An 18137-nucleotide genomic window follows, 5' to 3' on the forward strand; every position below is an offset into this window, starting at 1 on the left:
TGGGGCCGGAGGCAGCTTCCGGACCTGTTACCCGGATTTTCGCCCCCTGTTCGTGCGCCGGAGCAGCCGAAAGCGCGGGGTGTACCCCTGCCGTGGGAGAATCGGGACGGCTCACGGCGCGGGGGCCGCTCACCAAGGCCCCGAACAGTCCGGTACTAGCGAGCAGGAGACAACGCACGATGCGCATCGGAATTCTCACCGCAGGCGGCGACTGCCCCGGCCTGAACGCAGTGATCCGTTCGGTCGTGCACCGCGCAGTCGTGGGTCACGGCGACGAGGTCATCGGCTTCGAGGACGGCTTCAAGGGCCTCCTGGACGGACACTTCCGCCCGCTGGACCTGAACGCCGTCAGCGGCATCCTGGCGCGCGGCGGCACCATCCTCGGCTCCGCCCGCCTGGAACGCGACCGGCTCCGCGAGGCCGCCGAGAACTGCGAGGAGCTGTCCCGCCGTTACGGCATAGACGCCCTCATCCCCATCGGCGGCGAAGGCACCCTCACCGCGGCCCGGATGCTCTCCGAGGCCGGCATGCCCGTCGTCGGCGTCCCGAAGACCATCGACAACGACATCTCCGCCACCGACCGCACCTTCGGCTTCGACACCGCGGTGGGCGTCGCGACGGAGGCCATAGACCGCCTCAAGACCACCGCCGAATCCCACCAGCGCGTCATGGTCGTCGAGGTGATGGGCCGTCACGCCGGCTGGATCGCCCTGGAGTCCGGCATGGGCGGCGGCGCGCACGGCATCTGCCTGCCCGAGCGCCCCTTCCAGGTCGACGACCTGGTCAAGATGGTCGAGGAACGCTTCGCCCGCGGCAAGAAGTTCGCGGTCATCTGCGTCGCCGAGGGCGCGCACCCCGCCGAGGGCTCCATGGCGTACGCCAAGGGCGAGATCGACCAGTTCGGCCACGAGCGCTTCCAGGGCATCGGCAACCGCCTCGCCGTCGAGCTGGAGCGCCGCCTCGGCAAGGAGGCCCGCCCGGTTATCCTCGGCCACGTCCAGCGCGGCGGCACCCCGACCGCGTACGACCGCGTCCTCGCGACCCGCTTCGGCTGGCACGCGGTGGAGGCCGTGCACCGCGGCGAGTTCGGCAACATGACCGCCCTGCGCGGGACCACCATCGAGATGGTGCCGCTCGCCGACGCGGTGACCCAGCTGAAGACCGTACCGGCGGACCGGATGTTCGAAGCGGAGTCGGTGTTCTAGGAACGCACGGCGCGAGCGCGTGAAGGCTGTTCCGTCGTCCCGCGAGGGACGGGGAACAGCCTTCCGCCGTTTTTCCGGTGCCGTGCCCGCCGGCCCGGCCGCCTCAGGCGCGCAGGGTCTTCAGCGCACCGGCCCAGCGCTCCAACTGGTCCAGCACACGGATCAGTTCCTTCTCGCGGGCCTTGGTGGGCGCGAAGGCCGGGTACTCGGCGAAGTCGTCCGTGAGGGTCAGCGCGAGCTGCGCCTGCACGGTGGCGATCTGGAGTTCGGCCGCGACGTGGCGCAGATGCTCCGCCGCGCGCACCCCGCCCGCGAACCCCAGGCTGACGAAACCGGCGGCCTTGTCGTTCCACTCGTCGTAGAGGTAGTCGAGCGCGTTCTTCAGTACGGCCGGGGCGCTGTGGTTGTACTCGGGAGTGACGAAGAGGAAGCCGTCGAACTCGGCGACCCTCGCCGCCCAGCGCCGGGTGTGGGCGTGCTCGTACTGCCCGTACCGGGGCGGCAGCGCCTCGTCGTAGAGGGGCAGGTCGTGGTCGGCGAGGTCGACGAGCTCGTAACGGGCGTCCGGTCGCCCGGCGGCGACGGTGTGCACCCAGTCGGCCACCGCGCGGGTCACGCGACCCGGGCGGACACTGCCGACGACGACGGCGATCCTGGTCATGGCTGCTGTTTCCTTTCTCTGAGGTGAGGGTGGTCGGGAAGCGTCAGCCGAACTGGCCGGGCTGGTAGTCGCCGGCCGGCTGGCGGACCATGACGTTCAGCCGCTTGAAGGCGTTGATGACCGCGATGAGGGAGACCAGGGCGGCGAGCTGCTCCTCGTCGTAGTGCTTGGCGGCGGCCTCCCACGCCTCGTCGGTGACCCCGCCGGACGCGTCCGCGATCCGGGTGCCCTGCTCGGCCAGTTCGAGGGCGGCCCGCTCGGCGTCGGTGAACACCGTGGCCTCCCGCCAGACCGCGACCAGGGCGAGGCGCACCGCGCTCTCCCCGGCCGCCGCGGCCTCCTTGGTGTGCATGTCGGTGCAGACTCCGCAGCCGTTGATCTGGCTGGCGCGGATCTTGATCAGCTCCTGCGTGGCGGCGGGCACGTTCAGCGCCGACACCGCCTTCCCCGCCGAGGTGAAGTGGCCCAGCATCCTTCTGACAGCCGGGTTGCCGAAGAGATCGAGTCGGGCGCTGTGGACGTTCACGGGAGGCTCCTTGGCCGGTCCGGGACACGCACCCCGGTGGGCGCGTACACACTCCAGACCGGACAGCCCCGCGAAACCTGACACAGGGCTCCGGCGATCCCGCTCCGGGACGCCGGTCAGTGCGCCTCCGGCACCCACCGGTAGTGCAGCTCCGGCCGTCCGACCTGGCCGTAGTGCGGCCGGCGGGCGGCCCGGCCGAGACCGACGAGGTGTTCGAGATAACGGCGCGCGGTGATGCGGGAGATGCCCAGCGCCTCGCCGGTGGCCGCCGCGGTCACCCCGTCCGGCGCCCCGCGCAGCTCGCGGGTGACCGCCTCCAGCGTGGGGGCGCTCAGCCCCTTCGGCAGCGCGGCCGGGTGCGGTGCGCGCAGCACCCCGAGTGCCCGGTCCACCTCCTCCTGGCCGCTCGCCTCCCCGGCCGCGGCCCGGAACTCCGCGTACCGCACCAGCCGGTCCCGCAGCGTCGGGTAGGTGAACGGCTTCAGCACGTACTGCACCACCCCCAGCGAGACACCCTCCCGCACCACCGCGAGGTCCCTCGCCGAGGTCACCGCGATCACGTCGGCGCCGTGCCCGGCCGCCCGCAGCGCGCGCAGCAGCTGGAGCCCGTGGCCGTCGGGGAGGTAGAGGTCGAGCAGCAGCAGATCGACGGGCTCCCGGTCCAGCGCCCGTACCGCCTCCGCCCGCGTGTGCGCCACCGCCGCCACCTCGAAGCCCTCCACACGTGCGACGTACATCCGGTGGGCGTCGGCGGCCACCGGGTCGTCCTCCACCACCAGGACCCGGATCATGCGCGCTCTCCCGCCGTGCTCGTGGTGCTCGTGGTGCTTGTGGTGCTCGTGGTGGTCCTCGTGCCCGTGGTGCTCGTGGCGCCGTTTCCGCGGCCCGTACGGTCCCCGATCGGCAGGCGTACGGAGAACTCCGCGCCCCCGTCCGGCCCCCGCCCCAGCTCCACCGTCCCGCCGTTGCGCCGCACGGTCTGGCGGACCAGCGCGAGGCCGAGCCCCCGCCCGCTGCCGTGCGTCGACCAGCCGGTACGGAACACAGCCTCGGCGTCGTCCCGTCCGATGCCGGGGCCGTTGTCCGCCACCTTCAGCAGCAGTTCCCGGGCGTCGGCCCCGGCGACGGCCGTCACCGTGACCCGGGGGCGGGCGGGTACGTGCGCGGCCGCCGGGTCCTCGCCGGCGGCCGGCGGGTCCTCGCCGCGCGGGGCGGGGACGACGGCCACCGGGGCGCCCGGGCCCTCGGCCGCCGCGTCCAGCGCGTTGTCGATCAGATTGCCCAGCACGGTCACCAGGTCCCGCTGCGCCAGGGTGTCGGGCAGCACCCCGTCGTCGATCCGGCTGTCCTCGGCCAGCACCAGCTCCACCCCGCGCTCGTTCGCCTGGGCCGCCTTGCCCAGCAGCAGCGCCGCGAGCACAGGTTCGGCGACCGAGCCCACCACCCGGTCCGTCAGCACCTGGGCCAGTTCCAGCTCGGCGGTCGCGAACCCCACCGCCTCCTCGGCGCGGCCGAGTTCGATCAGCGACACCACCGTGTGCAACCGGTTCGCCGCCTCGTGCGCCTGCGCGCGGAGCGCCTGCGAGAAACCGCGCTCCGAGTCCAACTCGCCGGACAACGCCTGAAGTTCGGTGTGGTCCCGCAGTGTCACCACGGTGCCCCGCTGCTCACCGCCCACCACCGGCCGGGAGTTCACCACGATCACCCGGTCCGCCGTCAGATGGAGCTCGTCCACGCGCGGCTCGGACGCCAGCAGCGCCCCGGTCAGCGAGGGCGGCAGCGCCAGCGCGTCCGCCTTCCGGCCGACCGCCTCGGGCCCCAGCCCCAGCAGCTCGCGTCCCGCGTCGTTGATCAACGCGATCCTCCGCTGCCCGTCCAGCATCAGCAGCCCCTCGCGCACCGCGTGCAGAGCGGCCTCGTGGTAGTCGTGCATCCGGCTCAGCTCCGCCGCGTTCATCCCGTGCGTGTGGCGGCGCAGCCGGGCGTTGATCACGTACGTACCGATCCCGCCGAGCGCCAGCGCACCCGCCGCCGCGAGGCTCAGCGCCCGCAGCTGCGCCCGCACCTGGGTGGAGACCCGCTCCACGGTGATGCCCGCGCTGACCAGCCCGGTGATCCGGCCCCCGTCGCGGACCGGGGTGACCACCCGGATCGACGGGCCGAGCGTGCCCGTGTACGTCTCCTCGAACGTCTCGCCCCTCAGCGCCCGCGCGGTGTGCCCGAGGAAGGTCTCGCCGATGCGCGACCTGTCCGGATGCGTCCAGCGCACGCCGTGCGGGTCCATGATCGTCACGAACGCGATCCCGGTGTCCGCACGGACCTGTTCCGCGTACGGCTGGAGCGCCGAGGACGGATCCGGGGTACGGATCGCCTCCCGCACGGAGGGCGACCCGGCGATCGCCACCGCCGCCGCCCGCACCTGCCGCCGCGCGGTCTCCTCGGCCCGCGCGGAGCCGGACACGTACGCGAAGAACGCCCCGCCGGCCACCACGGCGGCGATCAGGACGACCTGCATGGCGAAGAGCTGGCCGGCCAGGCTGCGGGGACGGGGACGGAAGGAACGCATGGCGGACAGTGTGCCCCGGGTGCGGTGACCGGGGTGAGGTGAGGTGACCGCAGTGAGGTGCGGCTACCGGCGTGAGGTGCGGTGACCGGGGTGAGGCGGGAGGAGCGGCGACGGCCTGGTTCGGCCTGCGGCGAAAGGGGTTTTCGCGGTACGGGCGTCCGGATATTTTCCCGGTATGACCGATCACCGCACCGTCGACGTCGGAGGCGTACGGCTGGCCTACCAGGTCTCAGGACCTGCGGACGCCCCGCCGCTCGTCCTGCTGCCCGCGCTCGGCATGGATTCCTCGGACTGGGACGCCGTGGCCCCCGCCCTCGCCCGCCGCCGGCGCGTCCACGCCCTCGACCTGCGCGGCCACGGCCGGAGCGACTGGCCCGGCACGTACTCGCTCCAGCTCATGCGGGACGACGTGCTCGGTTTCCTGGACGCGCTGGGGCTGGAGCGGGTGGACCTGGTGGGGCACTCGCTGGGCGGGATCGTCGCCTACCTGGTCGCCCAGGAGCATCCGCGGCGGGTGCACCGGCTGGTCGTGGAGGACGCGCCCGCTCCGCACCCCCGCGCGCGGACCGTACCGACCAGACCGGCGGGGGAGCTGTCGTTCGACTGGGACATGGTCCTGGCCGTCAAACCGCAGCTCGACACCCCGGAAGCGCAGTGGCTGGAGCGCCTCGGCCGGATCACCGCCGAGACCCTCGTCGTGGGCGGCGGGCCGGGCAGCCACGTTCCCCAGGAGGGCGTGGCCGACCTGGCCCGTCGCGTTCCGCACGGGCGGCTCGTCACCATCGAGGCCGGGCACCTGATCCACCGGGCCGAACCGGAGGAGTTCACACGGACCGTCGTGGAGTTCCTGTGGCCGGAGGGGGGAGCGGACCCGGGACCAATGGCCTGACCGTGGCACGGCCCTGAGCGGGCCGTCTTCCCTCAGGGCCGTCTTCCCGGTCGGGGCCGTCAGCCGGTGCTGCCGGCCGGCAGGTCCCAGGACCGGGGCCGGTCGAGGGCCTCCCACTCCTCCCGGAGCAGCGCGTGCACCGCGAGGTCGTGGCGGCGCCCCCGGTGCAGGCAGGTGGAGCGGCGTACCCCCTCGTGGACGAAACCGGCCCCGGCCAGGGCGCCCAGTGCCGCGGTGTTCGTGGTGTGGGTCTCGGCCTCGACGCGGTGCAGCGGCAGTTCACCGAAGCCGAGGTCGACCAGCGCGTCCACGGCGGCGGTGCCGTGCCCCTGTCCACGGTGGCCGGGGTCCAGCATCAGCGTGATCGCGGCCGTTCCGTCGACCAGGTTCTGTCCGGTCAGGGCGATGTGACCGATGGGAGTGCCGTCGGGGAGCAGGACGAGGAAGTCGTCGCGGTCCCCGTCTTCCTGGTCGCTCTCGACGCGCTCGCGTACCGCCGACAGCGAACGCGGCCACGTACCGACCTCGCGGGCGATGACGGGGTCGGAGCGCCAGGCGTGGATCAGCTCGGCGTCGTCGGGGTCCAGCGGCGTGAAGGCGATGCCCCGGCCCCGCCAGCAGACGGTCCGGAGCGGCTCGGTGCCACCGTCCTCCGACTCCGACTCCGACTCCGCATCGGCCTCGGTCTCGGTCTCGTCCGCCGCTGTTCCGGTTTCGGTCATGGGCGGAGGCTAATGGCGCCACGCACCGGTGGCCAGGCGTTTTCGGCCCCGCCGCTTCCGCCCGCGTCAGGCGGGCCGAACGGCGTGAGCGCGACGGGGCGCGTGAACGTTATGAACGCAAGGGTGACCCGCGTCACGGCTCGGTGGATAGTCACCGGGGCCCCCAGGGACGGGGGACGGTACGCGCCCCGAGGACGGGACCGTACGCGCCCCGGACCAGGTGGTGTCCGCCGGACGTCACCCGGGGGACCCGTACGCGCCCGGGGTCCGGGACCCGTACGCGACAAGAGCCGAGACCGAACCCAGGAGGCACCCGTGGCAGGGACAGCCGGACAGCGGGACCGCACCCAGTATCTGTACATCGCCGTCATCGGTGCCGTGGTGCTCGGCATCATCGTGGGGTTTGCCGCTCCCGGGGTCGCCGTCGAGCTGAAGCCCATCGGCACCGGCTTCGTCAACCTCATCAAGATGATGATCTCGCCGATCATCTTCTGCACGATCGTGCTGGGCGTCGGCTCGGTGCGCAAGGCCGCCAAGGTGGGCGCGGTGGGCGGGCTGGCACTCGGCTACTTCCTGGTCATGTCGACCGTCGCCCTCGCCATCGGCCTGATCGTCGGCAACATCCTGGAGCCCGGCTCCGGACTGCACCTCACCGAAACCGTCCGCGCGGCGGGCGAGAAGCAGGCGGAGGGGGCGAGCGAGTCCACCGCCGACTTCCTGCTCGGCATCATCCCGAAGACCATGGTCTCGGCCTTCACCGAGGGCGAGGTCCTCCAGACCCTGCTGATCGCGCTGCTCGCGGGCTTCGCCATCCAGGCCCTGGGCTCCGCCGGTGAACCCGTCCTGCGCGGCATCGGCCACATCCAGAAGCTCGTCTTCCGCATCCTCGCCATGATCATGTGGGCGGCCCCGGTCGGCGCGTTCGGCGCGATGGCGGCGGTGGTCGGCGAGACGGGCGTGGACGCGCTGAAGTCGCTCGCCATCATCATGGTCGGCTTCTACCTCACCTGCGCCATCTTCGTCGTCGTCGTCCTGGGCAGCATCCTGCGCCTGGTCGCCGGCGTGAACCTCTTCCTGCTGCTGAAGTACCTCGGCCGCGAATTCCTGCTGATCCTCTCCACCTCGTCCTCCGAGTCCGCCCTGCCGCGCCTCATCGCGAAGATGGAACACCTCGGCGTCAGCAAGCCCGTCGTCGGCATCACCGTGCCGACCGGCTACTCCTTCAACCTCGACGGCACCGCCATCTACCTCACGATGTCGTCCCTCTTCATCGCCAACGCCATGGGCGACCCGCTGAGCGCGGGCGAGCAGATCTCCCTCCTCGTCTTCATGGTCATCGCCTCCAAGGGCGCCGCCGGAGTCACCGGCGCCGGACTCGCCACCCTCGCGGGCGGCCTCCAGTCGCACCGCCCCGGACTCGTGGACGGCGTCGGCCTGATCGTCGGCATCGACCGCTTCATGAGCGAGGCACGCGCCCTGACCAACTTCGCCGGGAACGCCGTCGCCACCATCCTCGTCGGCACCTGGACGAAGGAGATCGACCGGGCCCGCGTGGACGAGGTCCTGGCCGGCAACCTGCCCTTCGACGAGCGGATGCTGGAGGATGGCGCACCTTCGGACCCGGCCACCAGCGCCGGTTCTCCGGCCACCGAAGAGGTGCCCGACCAGCGCGAGGGGGGCGGGATCCCGGCGAAGGTCTGACCCGGCCCTACGCCGACCTGCGCCGACCTGCTCCAGGGCCGTACGTTCCCGCGAGGACGCGTACGGAGCCCCCACAGACGTCGAGACCTTCGCCGAGAACCCCACCTCTGCCTCGGCCGTCTCGCCGGGAACGCCCGCACCGGGAGGTGCGGGCGTCTTGGGTTGCGGGGCGGTGCGCGTCGTGGCACACGCGGCCCGCGTGCGCACCCCGTCCGGCGCGCGGAGCGGCACCTCCAGGACCGACGCACCACCCGCCTCGCCGGCGGCCCCCGAGCCGCCCCCCTCTCATGGCACGGCACACCGATCCCTATGCTGTGCCGGTGGACGAGCGAGACCGTGAATGGGCCCAGGTCGAGGCCGGGTTGGCCCGCAACCGTCGAGGCCTGGGGCGCGCCGCGCGCCGAACGAAACGCCGCTCGGCCGCTGTCGCCGTCCCCCACCCGGTGGCACCCCCGGACGCCCGCCGCCGGAGGCTGCGAGGAGCGGGCGGCGTGTGGGCGGCGTGGGTGGTGGTGGTGCTCGTCGACGCGATGCTGATCCGAGCCCATGCGCTGACCGACGCCTGTACCGGGATGGCCGCGACGGCCGGGGCCGTCGCGGGCCCGCTGCTCCTCGGCATCCACCACGGATGGGCCGGGCAGCCGTTCCTCACCGAGTGCGAGGGGCGGCACCGGGTGTCCGCGAGGACGCTCACCGGCGTGCGCACGGTGGATCTCGACGGCCTGGTGAGCGTCCGCCGCTTCGAGACGGTCCAACGCGGCCGCCCCTACCTCGACCAGTTCCGTCTCCATGACCGGCACGGGATCCGGCTGACGGTCGACAACGGGCCTACGCTCAACGCCGCCCTCCGGCGGGCCCTGCTGTCGCCTCGTGCGCACCCGGACCATGCGGACGGTGAAGGTTCGTCGACGGTGCGCACGACCCGCCACGCCCGCACCGCGCTCGGCGAGCTGCCCCCCTCCCGGGTCCGCAGGGCGATGCACCGGTTCTGGGGCCTTTGGATGACGGCGGCATCGATCCTTGTCCCCGCGGTGGTCAGTTACCTGACGGCCTGCGCGCTCGCGGGCAGGAGCCTTTAGGCCCGGGGCCACCGAGCCGCCTGTACGGGTACGCGTCCGGCCGCCCGGCGCGACCGAACCCCGTGCCCCTGTACACGGCCGGTCCACGGAACAACTCGCCAGTATGAAGCGGGTGTTGCAAGTTCCTGGCGGCAACCGCACAAGGCTTACGCCCGGCGCCCCCCGAGGGCTAGCGTGCGCACGCGCCGGGCTCCCGCCGGTGCTTCCCCCGGAGCCGTACGGCCCCCGAAACCCCGGATCGAGAGCCTCCGTTGAATCCTGCCAAGCGCCTCCTGGGGCGCGCGCGCCGGGCCAGACCCCGCGCCGCCGTCGTCTCCCTCCTCGCCGCCGGAGCGCTGCTCGGCGGCGCCCTGGCCGCCGCCCCCACGGCGTCCGCGACCTCCGATCCGCTGCCCGCCGCCGGTGACCCCTGCCAGGGGCAGTGCCTGGACATCCTCACCGCGGGTGAGAACGGCCACGCCACCCTGGCCGGCATCCTGCTGCACCAGACGATCGGCACCCGCCCGGCGCACTCCGCCGACCAGATCGAGAAGTACGACAACCTGCTGCACGACTACTCCGGGCTCACCCCCGACCAGTTGGCGAACTACTTCAACGACGCCTCCTTCGGCGTACCGTCCGGGCAGACCGAGTCCACCCTCACCCCGCGCAGCGGCGTCACCATCACCCGGGACAAGGCCACCGGCACCCCGCACATCAAGGGCACCACCCGCGCCGACACCGAGTTCGGCGCCGGCTACGCGGCGGGCCAGGACCGGCTGTGGCTGATGGACATCCTGCGCCACGTCGGGCGCGGGCAGCTGTCCTCGTTCGCGGGCGGTGCGGCGGGCAACCGGGCGCTGGAGGAGAGCCTCTGGGCCGTCGCCCCGTACACCGAGGCCGACCTCCACGCCCAGCTCGACCGGGTCGCGGCCTCCGGGGCGCGCGGCGCCCAGGCCGTGCAGGACATCAACGACTACGTGGCGGGCGTCAACGCCTTCATCGACGCCGACCTGGACGCCAACAACTACCCGGGCGAGTACGAGCTCACCGGCCACGGCAAGAACATCGCCGACTTCACGCCCACCGACACGGTCGCCATCGCCTCGGTGGTCGGCGCCATCTTCGGCAGCGGGGGCGGCGGCGAGGTCGAGAACGCGCTCGCCGAACTCGCCCTCCAACAGCAGTACGGCACCACCGCCGGCTCCGCCGCGTACCGCGCCTGGCGCGCGCAGAACGACACCGAGGCGACCACCACCCTGCACACCGGCAGCTTCCCGTACGCCACCACGCCCGCCACCCCGGTCGGTACGGCGACGCCCGACACCGGCACGGTGACCGCCTACCGGCACGCGGTCAACGGCACCGGCACCGGTGCGACGGCGGCCACCACGGCGAAAGCGACGGCGGCCGCCACCACCGGCGAGGGCGTCCTGCCCGCCGACCTCATCACCGGCGAACACGGCATGTCCAACGCCCTGGTGGTCTCCGGCGACCACACCGCCTCCGGCCACCCGATCGCCGTCTTCGGCCCGCAGACCGGCTACTACGCGCCCCAGCTCCTCATGGTCCAGGAGCTGGACGGCCCGGGCCTCCGTTCGCGCGGCGCCTCCTTCCCGGGCATCAGCTTCTACGTGGAGATCGGCCGCGGCCTCGACTACTCCTGGAGCGCCACCTCGGCCAACCAGGACATCACCGACACCTTCGCCGCCGAACTCTGCGAGCCCTCGGGCGCGACGCCCACCACCGCCTCCCGCTCCTACCTGCTGCGCGGGGTCTGCACCCCGTTCGAGAAGCTGACCGCCCACAACAGCTGGGCGCCCACCACCGCCGACTCCATCGCGGCCGGCTCCTACGACCTGGAGACGCTCCGGTCCGCGTACGGGCTGGTCACGCACATCGGGAAGAGCGGCGGCAAGCCGGTGGCGTACACCGCGCTGCGCTCCACCTACCAGCACGAACTGGACTCCGTGATCGGCTTCCAGCAGTTCAACGACCCCTCCGCCATCACCTCGGCCACCGCCTTCCAGACGGCCGCCCGGGACGTCGGGTACACCTTCAACTGGTTCTATGCGGACGCCCACCACACCGCGTACTACAACTCCGGCGTCAACCCGGTACGCGCCACCGGTACCGACCCCGACAAGCCGATCTGGGCCCTCCCCGCCTACGAGTGGCAGGGCTGGAACCCGACGCTCAACACCTCGGCGGTCACCCCGCCCGCCCAGCACCCCAGCTCCGTCGACCAGGACTACTACGTCAGCTGGAACAACAAGCAGGCGGCCGGGTTCACCTCCGGCTGGGGCAACGGCGCCGTACACCGGGCCGACCTGCTGGACAGCCGGGTCTCCGCCCTCGTGAACGCCGGCGGGGTGACCCGCGCCCAGCTGGTCAAGGCGATGGAGGACGCCGCCGCCACCGACCTGCGGGCCGAGGAGGTGCTCCCCGAGATCCTCCGGGTCATCGACAGCGCCGCCGTCACCGACCCCGCCCTCTCGGCCACCGTCGAGCAGCTGCGCGCCTGGGCCGCCTCGGGCTCCGAGCGGCGCGAGCCGTCCAAGGGCGCGGGGACGTACGACCAGGCCACCGCGATCCGGGTGCTGGACGCCTGGTGGCCGCTGCTGGTGGAGGGAGTGTTCCAGCCGAAGCTGGGCACCGCCGCCTACCAGGCGCTCACCGCCGTCGCCCCCATCAACGAGTCGCCGTCCGGCGGGCAGAACGGCTCCGGCGCGGTCGGCACCGGCATCGCCGCGGCCCAGGCCCACAAGGGCTCCTCCTTCCAGCACGGCTGGTGGAGCTACCTCGACAAGGACCTGCGCACGGTGCTCGGCTCCGCGGTCGCCTCGCCCCTGGACCGTACGTACTGCGGGACCGGCACCGTCGCGTCCTGCCGGAACGTCCTGCTGACCACCCTGACGGCCGCCGCGGCCGTCCCGGCGGCCACCGTCTACCCGGCGGACGCGTCCTGCTCCGCCGGCGACCAGGTCTGCGCCGACGCCATCGTGCACCGGGCCATGGGCGGCATCACCGTGCCCCGGATCGCCTGGCAGAACCGCCCCACCTACCAGCAGGTGGTGGAGTTCCCGGCCACCCGCTCGGACAGCCTCACCAACCTCGCCACCGGGGCCAAGGCCACCGCGTCCGACTACCAGAACGCCGTGGTGGTCGCCTACCCGCCCAAGCAGGCGGTCGACGGAGACCGGTCCACCCGCTGGGCCAGCAAGACCGTCGACACCGCGTGGATCACCGTCGACCTCGGCGCGGTACGGCGGGTCGGCCGGACCGCGCTCGACTGGTCCGACCAGTACGCGGTGAAGTACACCGTCGAAGTCTCCTCGGACAACACCACCTGGACGACGGTGCACACCACCACCGCCGGCTCCGGCGGCACCGAGAACCGCTCCTTCACCCCGGTCGACGCCCGGTACGTACGCATCACCGGGCTGGTCAGGGGCACCGACAACCGCTACTCCCTGAACGAGATCGGGATCTACGCCCAGTGACCGGGCCCGCCGTCACACGATGATCCCCGTCGAGGCCCGGGGCGTCCCCCGCCAGGGGGACGCCCCGGGCCTCGACGCCTTCCGCCGGCGCCCTTCTGTCAGCGCCCGGCGTTACGGTGCCTGGATGACGAACTACGTTTTGGTGGCTGGAGCTTGGCTCGGAGGCTGGGCGTGGGACGAGGTGGCCGAGGAGCTGCGCCGGGGTGGGCACACCGTCCTCTCCCTCACCCTCTCCGGGCTCGCCGAGAAGCGTGACGTGCCGGCGGAACAGCAGACCCACGTACGGGACATCGTGGACGCGGTCGAACACGCCGGATTGACCGACGTGGTGCTCGTCGGCCACAGCTACTCCGGCATCCCGGTGGGCCAGGCCGCCGAACGCATCGGGGACCGGCTCGCGCGCGTGGTGTTCGTGGACTCCGAGGTCCCCGCGGACGGCCGGGCTTTCGTCTCCAGCCCCTGGGGAGGGAGCGTGGAGGCCGCGATCGCCGAGCACGGCGGCTCCTGGCCCCCACCGCCCGCCCAGGAGTTCGAGGGCCAGGACCTCACCGGAGCGCAGATCAGCCGGTTCCTCGACGGCGCGACGCCCCACCCCGGCGCCACCCTCACCGAGCCCGCCGAGCTCACCCGCCCGCTCGGCGAACTGCCCGCCACCTACGTCAAATGCCTGCTCGACGGCCCGGAGCCCAACGGCGCCGTGGCCGAGCTGCTCAAGAGCGACCGCTGGCGGCTGGTCGAGATGGAGACCGGCCACTGGCCGATGTTCTCGCGGCCGCGCGAACTGGCACGCGTCCTCGCGGAGGTCCCCGTCCCCTCCTGAACGCGAACGCCTCCTTGCTTTGACGCCCACGTCAAGGAATACGGTCGGACCATGCGAATCGGTGAGCTGGCCGAACGAGCCGGGACGACGACGCGGGCGCTGCGCTACTACGAGTCGCGCGGGCTGCTGCGGGCGCGACGGTCCGAGAACGGCTACCGCACGTACGACGAGAGCGACCTCAGGCAGCTCCGCCAGATCCGGACCCTCCAGGACTTCGGGTTCGACCTGGAGGAGACCCGGCCGTTCGTGGAGTGCCTGCGGGCCGGGCATCCGGCGGGGGACGCCTGTCCCGCGTCGCTCGCCGTCTACCGGCGGAAGCTGGACGAGCTGGACGCGCTGATCGCACAGCTGGGGACCGTACGGGCCGAAGTCCGGGCACAGCTCGCCCGCGCCGAGGTCGAGGTGGCCGCCGGACTTCCCGGCGGACCGGAACCCCGATGTGAACTGGGAGGATGACGGATGATCCACGTGGAAGGCGTCACCGAGGTGACCGACGAGACCTTCGACGGCGAGGTGCTCGGTGCGGAACTGCCGGTCCTGGTCGAGTTCACCGCCGACTGGTGCGGCCCCTGCCGCCAACTCGCCCCGGTGCTCGGCGAGATCGCCCGAGAGGAAGCGGACCGCCTCAAGATCGTGCAGATTGACGTCGACCACAACCCCGCTGCCGCCGCCCGTTACGGCGTGCTGTCGATGCCCACCCTGATCGTCTTCCGTGACGGCGAACCGGTGAAGTCGATGGTGGGTGCCCGCCCGAAGCGCCGCCTCCTCCAGGAGCTGGAGGGCGTGCACGCGCCGGTGTGAGTCGTGGGGGAAGGGAGCGGTGTCAGGGGCGGCGCGGGCCGCGAGCGGGCAGGGTGCGGCTGTAGACCACGCTCGTGGTCGTGCTCCCGAAACCGGCCAACTCGTCGACGAGCGACTCCAGATGCTCCATGGAGGTCGCGGCCACCTTCAGGGTGTAGCAGTCGTCGCCGGTCGTCCGCAGACACTCCAGGATCTCGTGCCGCTCGGCCAGTAGCCGGTGCAGCGGCTGGTGCCGGTTGCCCGGATACTTCAGCCGCACCACCGCGAGCACCGGGTAACCGACCTTGGCCAGGTCGACCGTCGCGGAGTACCCCGTGATGACGCCCAGCGCCTCCAGCTGACGCACCCGCTCCGTGGTGGCCGAGGGGCTGAGGCTCACCCGCCGCCCCAACTCGCTCAGGGAGATCCGGGCCTCCTGCTGCAACTGGGTGATGATCGCCCAGTCGACGTCGTCGAGATTCGCGGCCATGGGGCGAATCTACCGGGAAACCGACGGACATCGGCCGCCGATCCGGGGAAGACTCCGTTCCCCGCGCCATGATCACGGGGATAGCCTCCTGGCATGCAACTGGGCGTCAACGTACCGAACTTCGGACCGGGAACCGACCCCGGCACCCTGCGCGAATGGGCCCGGACCGCGGAGGGTCTGGGGTACGGCATCCTCATGGTCTCCGACCACGTGGCCGTCACCCCGGACGTGGCGGCGCAGTATCCGGAACCCTTCCACGAACCGTTCACCACACTCTCCTGGCTCGCGGGCGTCACCACCCGGATCCGGCTGGGCACGACCGTGCTGGTGATGCCCTACCGGCATCCCCTGCTGGTCGCCCGCATGGCGGGAAACCTGGACCGGCTCAGCGGCGGGCGGTTCGTACTCGGGGTGGGCGTGGGCTGGGCCCGGCAGGAGTTCGCCGCACTGGGCGTGCCGTTCACCGAGCGCGGCAAGCTCACCGACCAGTACCTGGACGCCGTACGCGCGGCCTGGCGGGAGGACGGCCCCGGCCCCACCGCGTCGGTACCGATCTGGGTCGGCGGCAACAGCGACGCGGCCATCCGCCGCGCCATCCGGCTCGACGCCCCCTGGCACCCGCTGAACAACACCGTCCCGTGGCTGAGCTCGGCCGTCGGGAGACACACCCTGCCGGGCTTCGCTCCCCGGATCTCCCTGCGGCTGACCACCACACCCGTCGACGGCCCCGACCGGCCGGCCGGGGTCGGAACCCTCGAACAGGTCCTCGACGATCTCTCCGAGCTGGAGCGCCTCGGCGCGGATACCGTCGTACTCGACCCCTACGACGGAGACCCCGAGGAGACCCGCAGGCCCGAAAAGGCCTGGCAGGCGCTCGCCACCGTGGCCGACCACTGGAGGACACCCGCGTGATCACCCCCGCCGACGAAACGCTGCTGCGGCGCGCGATCGGGCTCGCCGCCCGGGCCGTCGCCCTCGAAGACGCCCCGTACGGCTCACTGCTCGCCGCCGCGGACGGCACGGTCCTCGTCGAGGCCCACAACACCGTCCGGCGCGACAACGACATCAGCGCCCACCCCGAGCTGAAGCTCGCCCGCTGGGCAGCCCGCGAACTCGACCCGGAGACCGCCGCCCGCACCACGATGTACACCAGCTGCCGGCCCTGCCAGATGTGCACCGGCGGCATCGCCCGCTCCGGCCTCGGCCGGGTCGTGTACGCGCTCTCCACCGAGCAGCTCGTCGAGCTCAACCCGGACTCCGGGGCGTGGCCCGAGGTACCGCAGGACGGCCCGGCGCTCTTCGCGGAAGCCCGCCGACCCATCGAGGAGTACTACCGGCGGTGACGCGCGAGGCCCGAAGGCTCCCGTCTACGGCGCGTGCGGGAGCCCCAGCCGCCCCGCGCGCAGCCCCGCCTGGAAACGCGAGTCGGCCTCCAGCGTCACCATCAGCTCGGCCACCCGCCGCCGGTACGTACGCAGCGAGACACCCAGCCGCCTGGCGGCCGAGGCGTCCGTCAGCCCCGAACCGAGAGCGGACAGAATCGTGCGGCTCCCGGCGTCGAGGTGGGGGACGTCGCCGCCCAGATACTCGTCGACCCCGACGGCGGTCTCCCAGACCGCCCAGTACAAGGAGCGGACACCGGCGACCAGGTCCGGCGAGGTGGTCACGGTGTACGTACGCCCGCCGGCGGTCTCCGGACCGGCGAGGATCATCACCCGCCGGTCGATGAGGATCGTCTCGTGCGGCAGCGCCGAGACGCTGATCCGCACCTGCGCCCCCTTGCCCCGCACCAGCCGCAGGTGGGCACGGGTCGCTTCGTCCGCGAGCGCCGTCGGGCTCAGCAGTTTGTACGGGGTGAAGCCGGGGAGCTCCGGGTCGCGCATCCGCTCCTGGACCGCCGCCCGCGCCTCCGGCTGGGACCAGGTACCGAGGTCCCGGGCAGCACACAGGAATTCCGTACGCGCGGACGCGAACAGATGGCCGGCGCGTGCGACCAGCTCGGCGTCGCCCCGGACCGAGAACAGCTCTTCCTTCCGCACCCCACCAGTCTCGCAGCCCCCTTCCGCGGACACCTCCGCGATTGGCAGCTAACTGCCACCGGCTCGCGGGGTGCCACGGCTGCGGACAGCATGGGCCGTATGACCTCCTCGACTTTCCCCCTCGGCGGGGACCTGACCGTCCAGCGGCTCGGCTTCGGCGCGATGCGCCTGGCGATGGGCACCTTCGACGGCCCCCCGCGCTCCCCGGAGAACGGTGTCGCGGTGCTCCGGCGCGTGGTGGAGCTGGGCGTGAACCACATCGACACGGCCGGCTTCTACAACCGCGGAGCGGTCCGCGCCAACGAACTCATCCGTACCGCCCTCGCCCCCTACCGGGACGACCTGGTGATCGCCACCAAGGTCGGCCCGATGATGGGAGCGGACGGGATGCCGAGCCGCCAGGCGACCCCGGACCAGCTGCGCGGCCTGGTCGAGGCGGACCTGCGGGCCCTCGGCAGGGATCGGCTCGACCTCGTCTATCTCCGGGTGGGCGGAATGACCGGGCCCGGAGGCGAATCCATCGCCGAAAGGTTCGGGGTCCTGGACGGCCTCCGGAAAGAGGGCCTGATCCGGCACCTCGGCGTCAGCAACGTCGATGCCGCACAGTTCGCCGAGGCCCGCACGGTCGCGCCCGTCGCGGCGGTACAGAACAAGTACGCCGACGATCCGGACATCCTCGTGGAATGCGAGCGGGACGGCATCGCCTTCGTGCCGTACTTCCCGCTCGGTGGCGGGGGCGACCCGCTGGACACCGAACGGCTCGGCAAGGTCGCGGCCCGCCTGGGTGCCACCGTCGCCCAGGTGCAGATCGCCCTGCTGCTCGCCGAGTCCCCGGCGGTGCTCGCCATCCCCGGCACCGGCACCCCCTCCCACCTGGAGGAGAACGTCGCGGCGGGGGACCTCGTCCTCAGCGACGAGGACCTCACCGAGCTGCGCGGCGGGCCGGTGGGTACCCGGTCGGAGGCACCCTAAACCCCTGGTACAGTTGAGCCCGCTGCAAAGGGAAACGCGAAAGCGAAGAACCGGAAAGCGAAAAAGCGTTTGACCCGCTTCGACCGGGAATCAGGCCCGAAAGGATCTGATAGAGTCGGACTCGCCGGAAAGGGAAACGCGAAAGCGAAGAACTGGAAAGCGAAACCCGCTTCGACCGGGAATCGGACACGAAAGAGTCTGATAG

18 protein-coding genes are annotated in these 18137 nt (G+C 72.3%); 11 read left to right on the forward strand and 7 right to left on the reverse strand.

All coding sequences use genetic code 11. The annotated features are described in order from the left end of the window. Positions 1-179: 179 nt before the first annotated feature. Positions 180-1205, forward strand: coding sequence for an ATP-dependent 6-phosphofructokinase (locus tag ACWCWD_RS10970; protein WP_450771881.1), 1026 nt, complete (start codon positions 180-182; stop codon positions 1203-1205). Between the two features lie 103 nt (positions 1206-1308). On the opposite strand, the gene ACWCWD_RS10975 is transcribed toward ACWCWD_RS10970, so the two are convergent. From ACWCWD_RS10975 to ACWCWD_RS10990, 4 genes are all read right to left on the reverse strand, one after another. Continuing rightward, entirely contained in the window at positions 1309-1866 is a 558-nt protein-coding gene (locus ACWCWD_RS10975) for an NADPH-dependent FMN reductase (RefSeq protein ID WP_450771883.1), read from the reverse strand. A gap of 43 nt (positions 1867-1909) precedes the next feature. After that, positions 1910-2338: a carboxymuconolactone decarboxylase family protein gene (locus tag ACWCWD_RS10980; RefSeq protein WP_450771943.1), complete on the reverse strand. Its 429-nt coding sequence runs from the start codon at positions 2336-2338 to the stop codon at positions 1910-1912. A gap of 170 nt (positions 2339-2508) precedes the next feature. Next, positions 2509-3183, reverse strand: coding sequence for a response regulator (locus ACWCWD_RS10985; RefSeq protein ID WP_327178041.1), 675 nt, complete (start codon positions 3181-3183; stop codon positions 2509-2511). Then, positions 3180-4958, reverse strand: a complete 1779-nt coding sequence (locus ACWCWD_RS10990) for a sensor histidine kinase (protein WP_450771884.1) — start codon at positions 4956-4958, stop codon at positions 3180-3182. Before ACWCWD_RS10990 ends, ACWCWD_RS10985 begins: the two co-directional genes overlap by 4 nt. A gap of 175 nt (positions 4959-5133) precedes the next feature. Here ACWCWD_RS10990 and ACWCWD_RS10995 point away from each other — a divergent pair, with 175 nt between their 5' ends. Next, positions 5134-5847, forward strand: coding sequence for an alpha/beta fold hydrolase (locus tag ACWCWD_RS10995; RefSeq protein WP_450771886.1), 714 nt, complete (start codon positions 5134-5136; stop codon positions 5845-5847). A gap of 59 nt (positions 5848-5906) precedes the next feature. Here ACWCWD_RS10995 and ACWCWD_RS11000 read toward each other — a convergent pair whose 3' ends face one another. Further along, positions 5907-6569, reverse strand: coding sequence for a GNAT family N-acetyltransferase (locus ACWCWD_RS11000; protein ID WP_450771888.1), 663 nt, complete (start codon positions 6567-6569; stop codon positions 5907-5909). 315 nt (positions 6570-6884) lie between these two features. On the opposite strand from ACWCWD_RS11000, the gene ACWCWD_RS11005 reads away from it, so the two are divergent. The 6 genes from ACWCWD_RS11005 (at position 6885) to trxA (ending at position 14452) form a co-directional block, all read left to right on the forward strand. Beyond that, a complete protein-coding gene (locus ACWCWD_RS11005) occupies positions 6885-8270 on the forward strand; it encodes a cation:dicarboxylate symporter family transporter (protein ID WP_450771890.1) in 1386 nt (461 codons plus the stop codon). 320 nt (positions 8271-8590) lie between these two features. Next, complete coding sequence (locus tag ACWCWD_RS11010) at positions 8591-9349, forward strand: hypothetical protein (RefSeq protein ID WP_450771891.1); 759 nt, start codon at positions 8591-8593, stop codon at positions 9347-9349. Positions 9350-9600: 251 nt separating this feature from the next. Then, positions 9601-12831, forward strand: coding sequence for a penicillin acylase family protein (locus ACWCWD_RS11015; protein ID WP_450771893.1), 3231 nt, complete (start codon positions 9601-9603; stop codon positions 12829-12831). Between the two features lie 124 nt (positions 12832-12955). Continuing rightward, on the forward strand, positions 12956-13651 hold the full coding sequence (locus ACWCWD_RS11020; protein WP_450771895.1) for an alpha/beta fold hydrolase: 696 nt from the start codon (positions 12956-12958) through the stop codon (positions 13649-13651). Between the two features lie 51 nt (positions 13652-13702). Further along, a complete protein-coding gene (locus tag ACWCWD_RS11025) occupies positions 13703-14107 on the forward strand; it encodes a MerR family transcriptional regulator (RefSeq protein ID WP_450771896.1) in 405 nt (134 codons plus the stop codon). A gap of 3 nt (positions 14108-14110) precedes the next feature. After that, on the forward strand, positions 14111-14452 hold the full coding sequence (trxA, locus tag ACWCWD_RS11030; RefSeq protein WP_450771898.1) for a thioredoxin: 342 nt from the start codon (positions 14111-14113) through the stop codon (positions 14450-14452). Positions 14453-14474: 22 nt separating this feature from the next. Here trxA and ACWCWD_RS11035 read toward each other — a convergent pair whose 3' ends face one another. Continuing rightward, positions 14475-14921 (reverse strand): Lrp/AsnC family transcriptional regulator, encoded by a 447-nt coding sequence (locus ACWCWD_RS11035; RefSeq protein WP_450771900.1) that lies wholly within the window; start codon positions 14919-14921, stop codon positions 14475-14477. A gap of 93 nt (positions 14922-15014) precedes the next feature. Here ACWCWD_RS11035 and ACWCWD_RS11040 point away from each other — a divergent pair, with 93 nt between their 5' ends. Beyond that, a complete protein-coding gene (locus ACWCWD_RS11040; RefSeq protein WP_450771901.1) occupies positions 15015-15833 on the forward strand; it encodes a TIGR03619 family F420-dependent LLM class oxidoreductase in 819 nt (272 codons plus the stop codon). Beyond that, positions 15830-16264 (forward strand): nucleoside deaminase, encoded by a 435-nt coding sequence (locus tag ACWCWD_RS11045; protein WP_450771903.1) that lies wholly within the window; start codon positions 15830-15832, stop codon positions 16262-16264. Before ACWCWD_RS11040 ends, ACWCWD_RS11045 begins: the two co-directional genes overlap by 4 nt. A 24-nt stretch (positions 16265-16288) precedes the next feature. Here ACWCWD_RS11045 and ACWCWD_RS11050 read toward each other — a convergent pair whose 3' ends face one another. Then, positions 16289-16960, reverse strand: a complete 672-nt coding sequence (locus tag ACWCWD_RS11050) for a DNA-binding response regulator (protein ID WP_450771905.1) — start codon at positions 16958-16960, stop codon at positions 16289-16291. Positions 16961-17059: 99 nt separating this feature from the next. Here ACWCWD_RS11050 and ACWCWD_RS11055 point away from each other — a divergent pair, with 99 nt between their 5' ends. Next, complete coding sequence (locus ACWCWD_RS11055; protein WP_450771907.1) at positions 17060-17932, forward strand: oxidoreductase; 873 nt, start codon at positions 17060-17062, stop codon at positions 17930-17932. Positions 17933-18137 lie beyond the last annotated feature (205 nt).

Source organism: Streptomyces sp. NPDC001493, assembly GCF_053597235.1.

Excerpts from the sequence above, each read along its gene's own strand:
- ACWCWD_RS10970 (WP_450771881.1), top strand. The coding sequence starts at position 180 with ATGCGCATCGGAATTCTCACCGCAGGCGGCGACTGCCCCGGCCTGAAC.
- ACWCWD_RS10975 (WP_450771883.1), bottom strand. The coding sequence starts at position 1,866 with ATGACCAGGATCGCCGTCGTCGTCGGCAGTGTCCGCCCGGGTCGCGTG.
- ACWCWD_RS10980 (WP_450771943.1), bottom strand. The coding sequence starts at position 2,338 with ATGCTGGGCCACTTCACCTCGGCGGGGAAGGCGGTGTCGGCGCTGAAC.
- ACWCWD_RS10985 (WP_327178041.1), bottom strand. The coding sequence starts at position 3,183 with ATGATCCGGGTCCTGGTGGTGGAGGACGACCCGGTGGCCGCCGACGCC.
- ACWCWD_RS10990 (WP_450771884.1), bottom strand. The coding sequence starts at position 4,958 with ATGCGTTCCTTCCGTCCCCGTCCCCGCAGCCTGGCCGGCCAGCTCTTC.
- ACWCWD_RS10995 (WP_450771886.1), top strand. The coding sequence starts at position 5,134 with ATGACCGATCACCGCACCGTCGACGTCGGAGGCGTACGGCTGGCCTAC.
- ACWCWD_RS11000 (WP_450771888.1), bottom strand. The coding sequence starts at position 6,569 with ATGACCGAAACCGGAACAGCGGCGGACGAGACCGAGACCGAGGCCGAT.
- ACWCWD_RS11020 (WP_450771895.1), top strand. The coding sequence starts at position 12,956 with ATGACGAACTACGTTTTGGTGGCTGGAGCTTGGCTCGGAGGCTGGGCG.
- ACWCWD_RS11025 (WP_450771896.1), top strand. The coding sequence starts at position 13,703 with ATGCGAATCGGTGAGCTGGCCGAACGAGCCGGGACGACGACGCGGGCG.
- trxA (WP_450771898.1), top strand. The coding sequence starts at position 14,111 with ATGATCCACGTGGAAGGCGTCACCGAGGTGACCGACGAGACCTTCGAC.
- ACWCWD_RS11035 (WP_450771900.1), bottom strand. The coding sequence starts at position 14,921 with ATGGCCGCGAATCTCGACGACGTCGACTGGGCGATCATCACCCAGTTG.
- ACWCWD_RS11040 (WP_450771901.1), top strand. The coding sequence starts at position 15,015 with ATGCAACTGGGCGTCAACGTACCGAACTTCGGACCGGGAACCGACCCC.
- ACWCWD_RS11055 (WP_450771907.1), top strand. The coding sequence starts at position 17,060 with ATGACCTCCTCGACTTTCCCCCTCGGCGGGGACCTGACCGTCCAGCGG.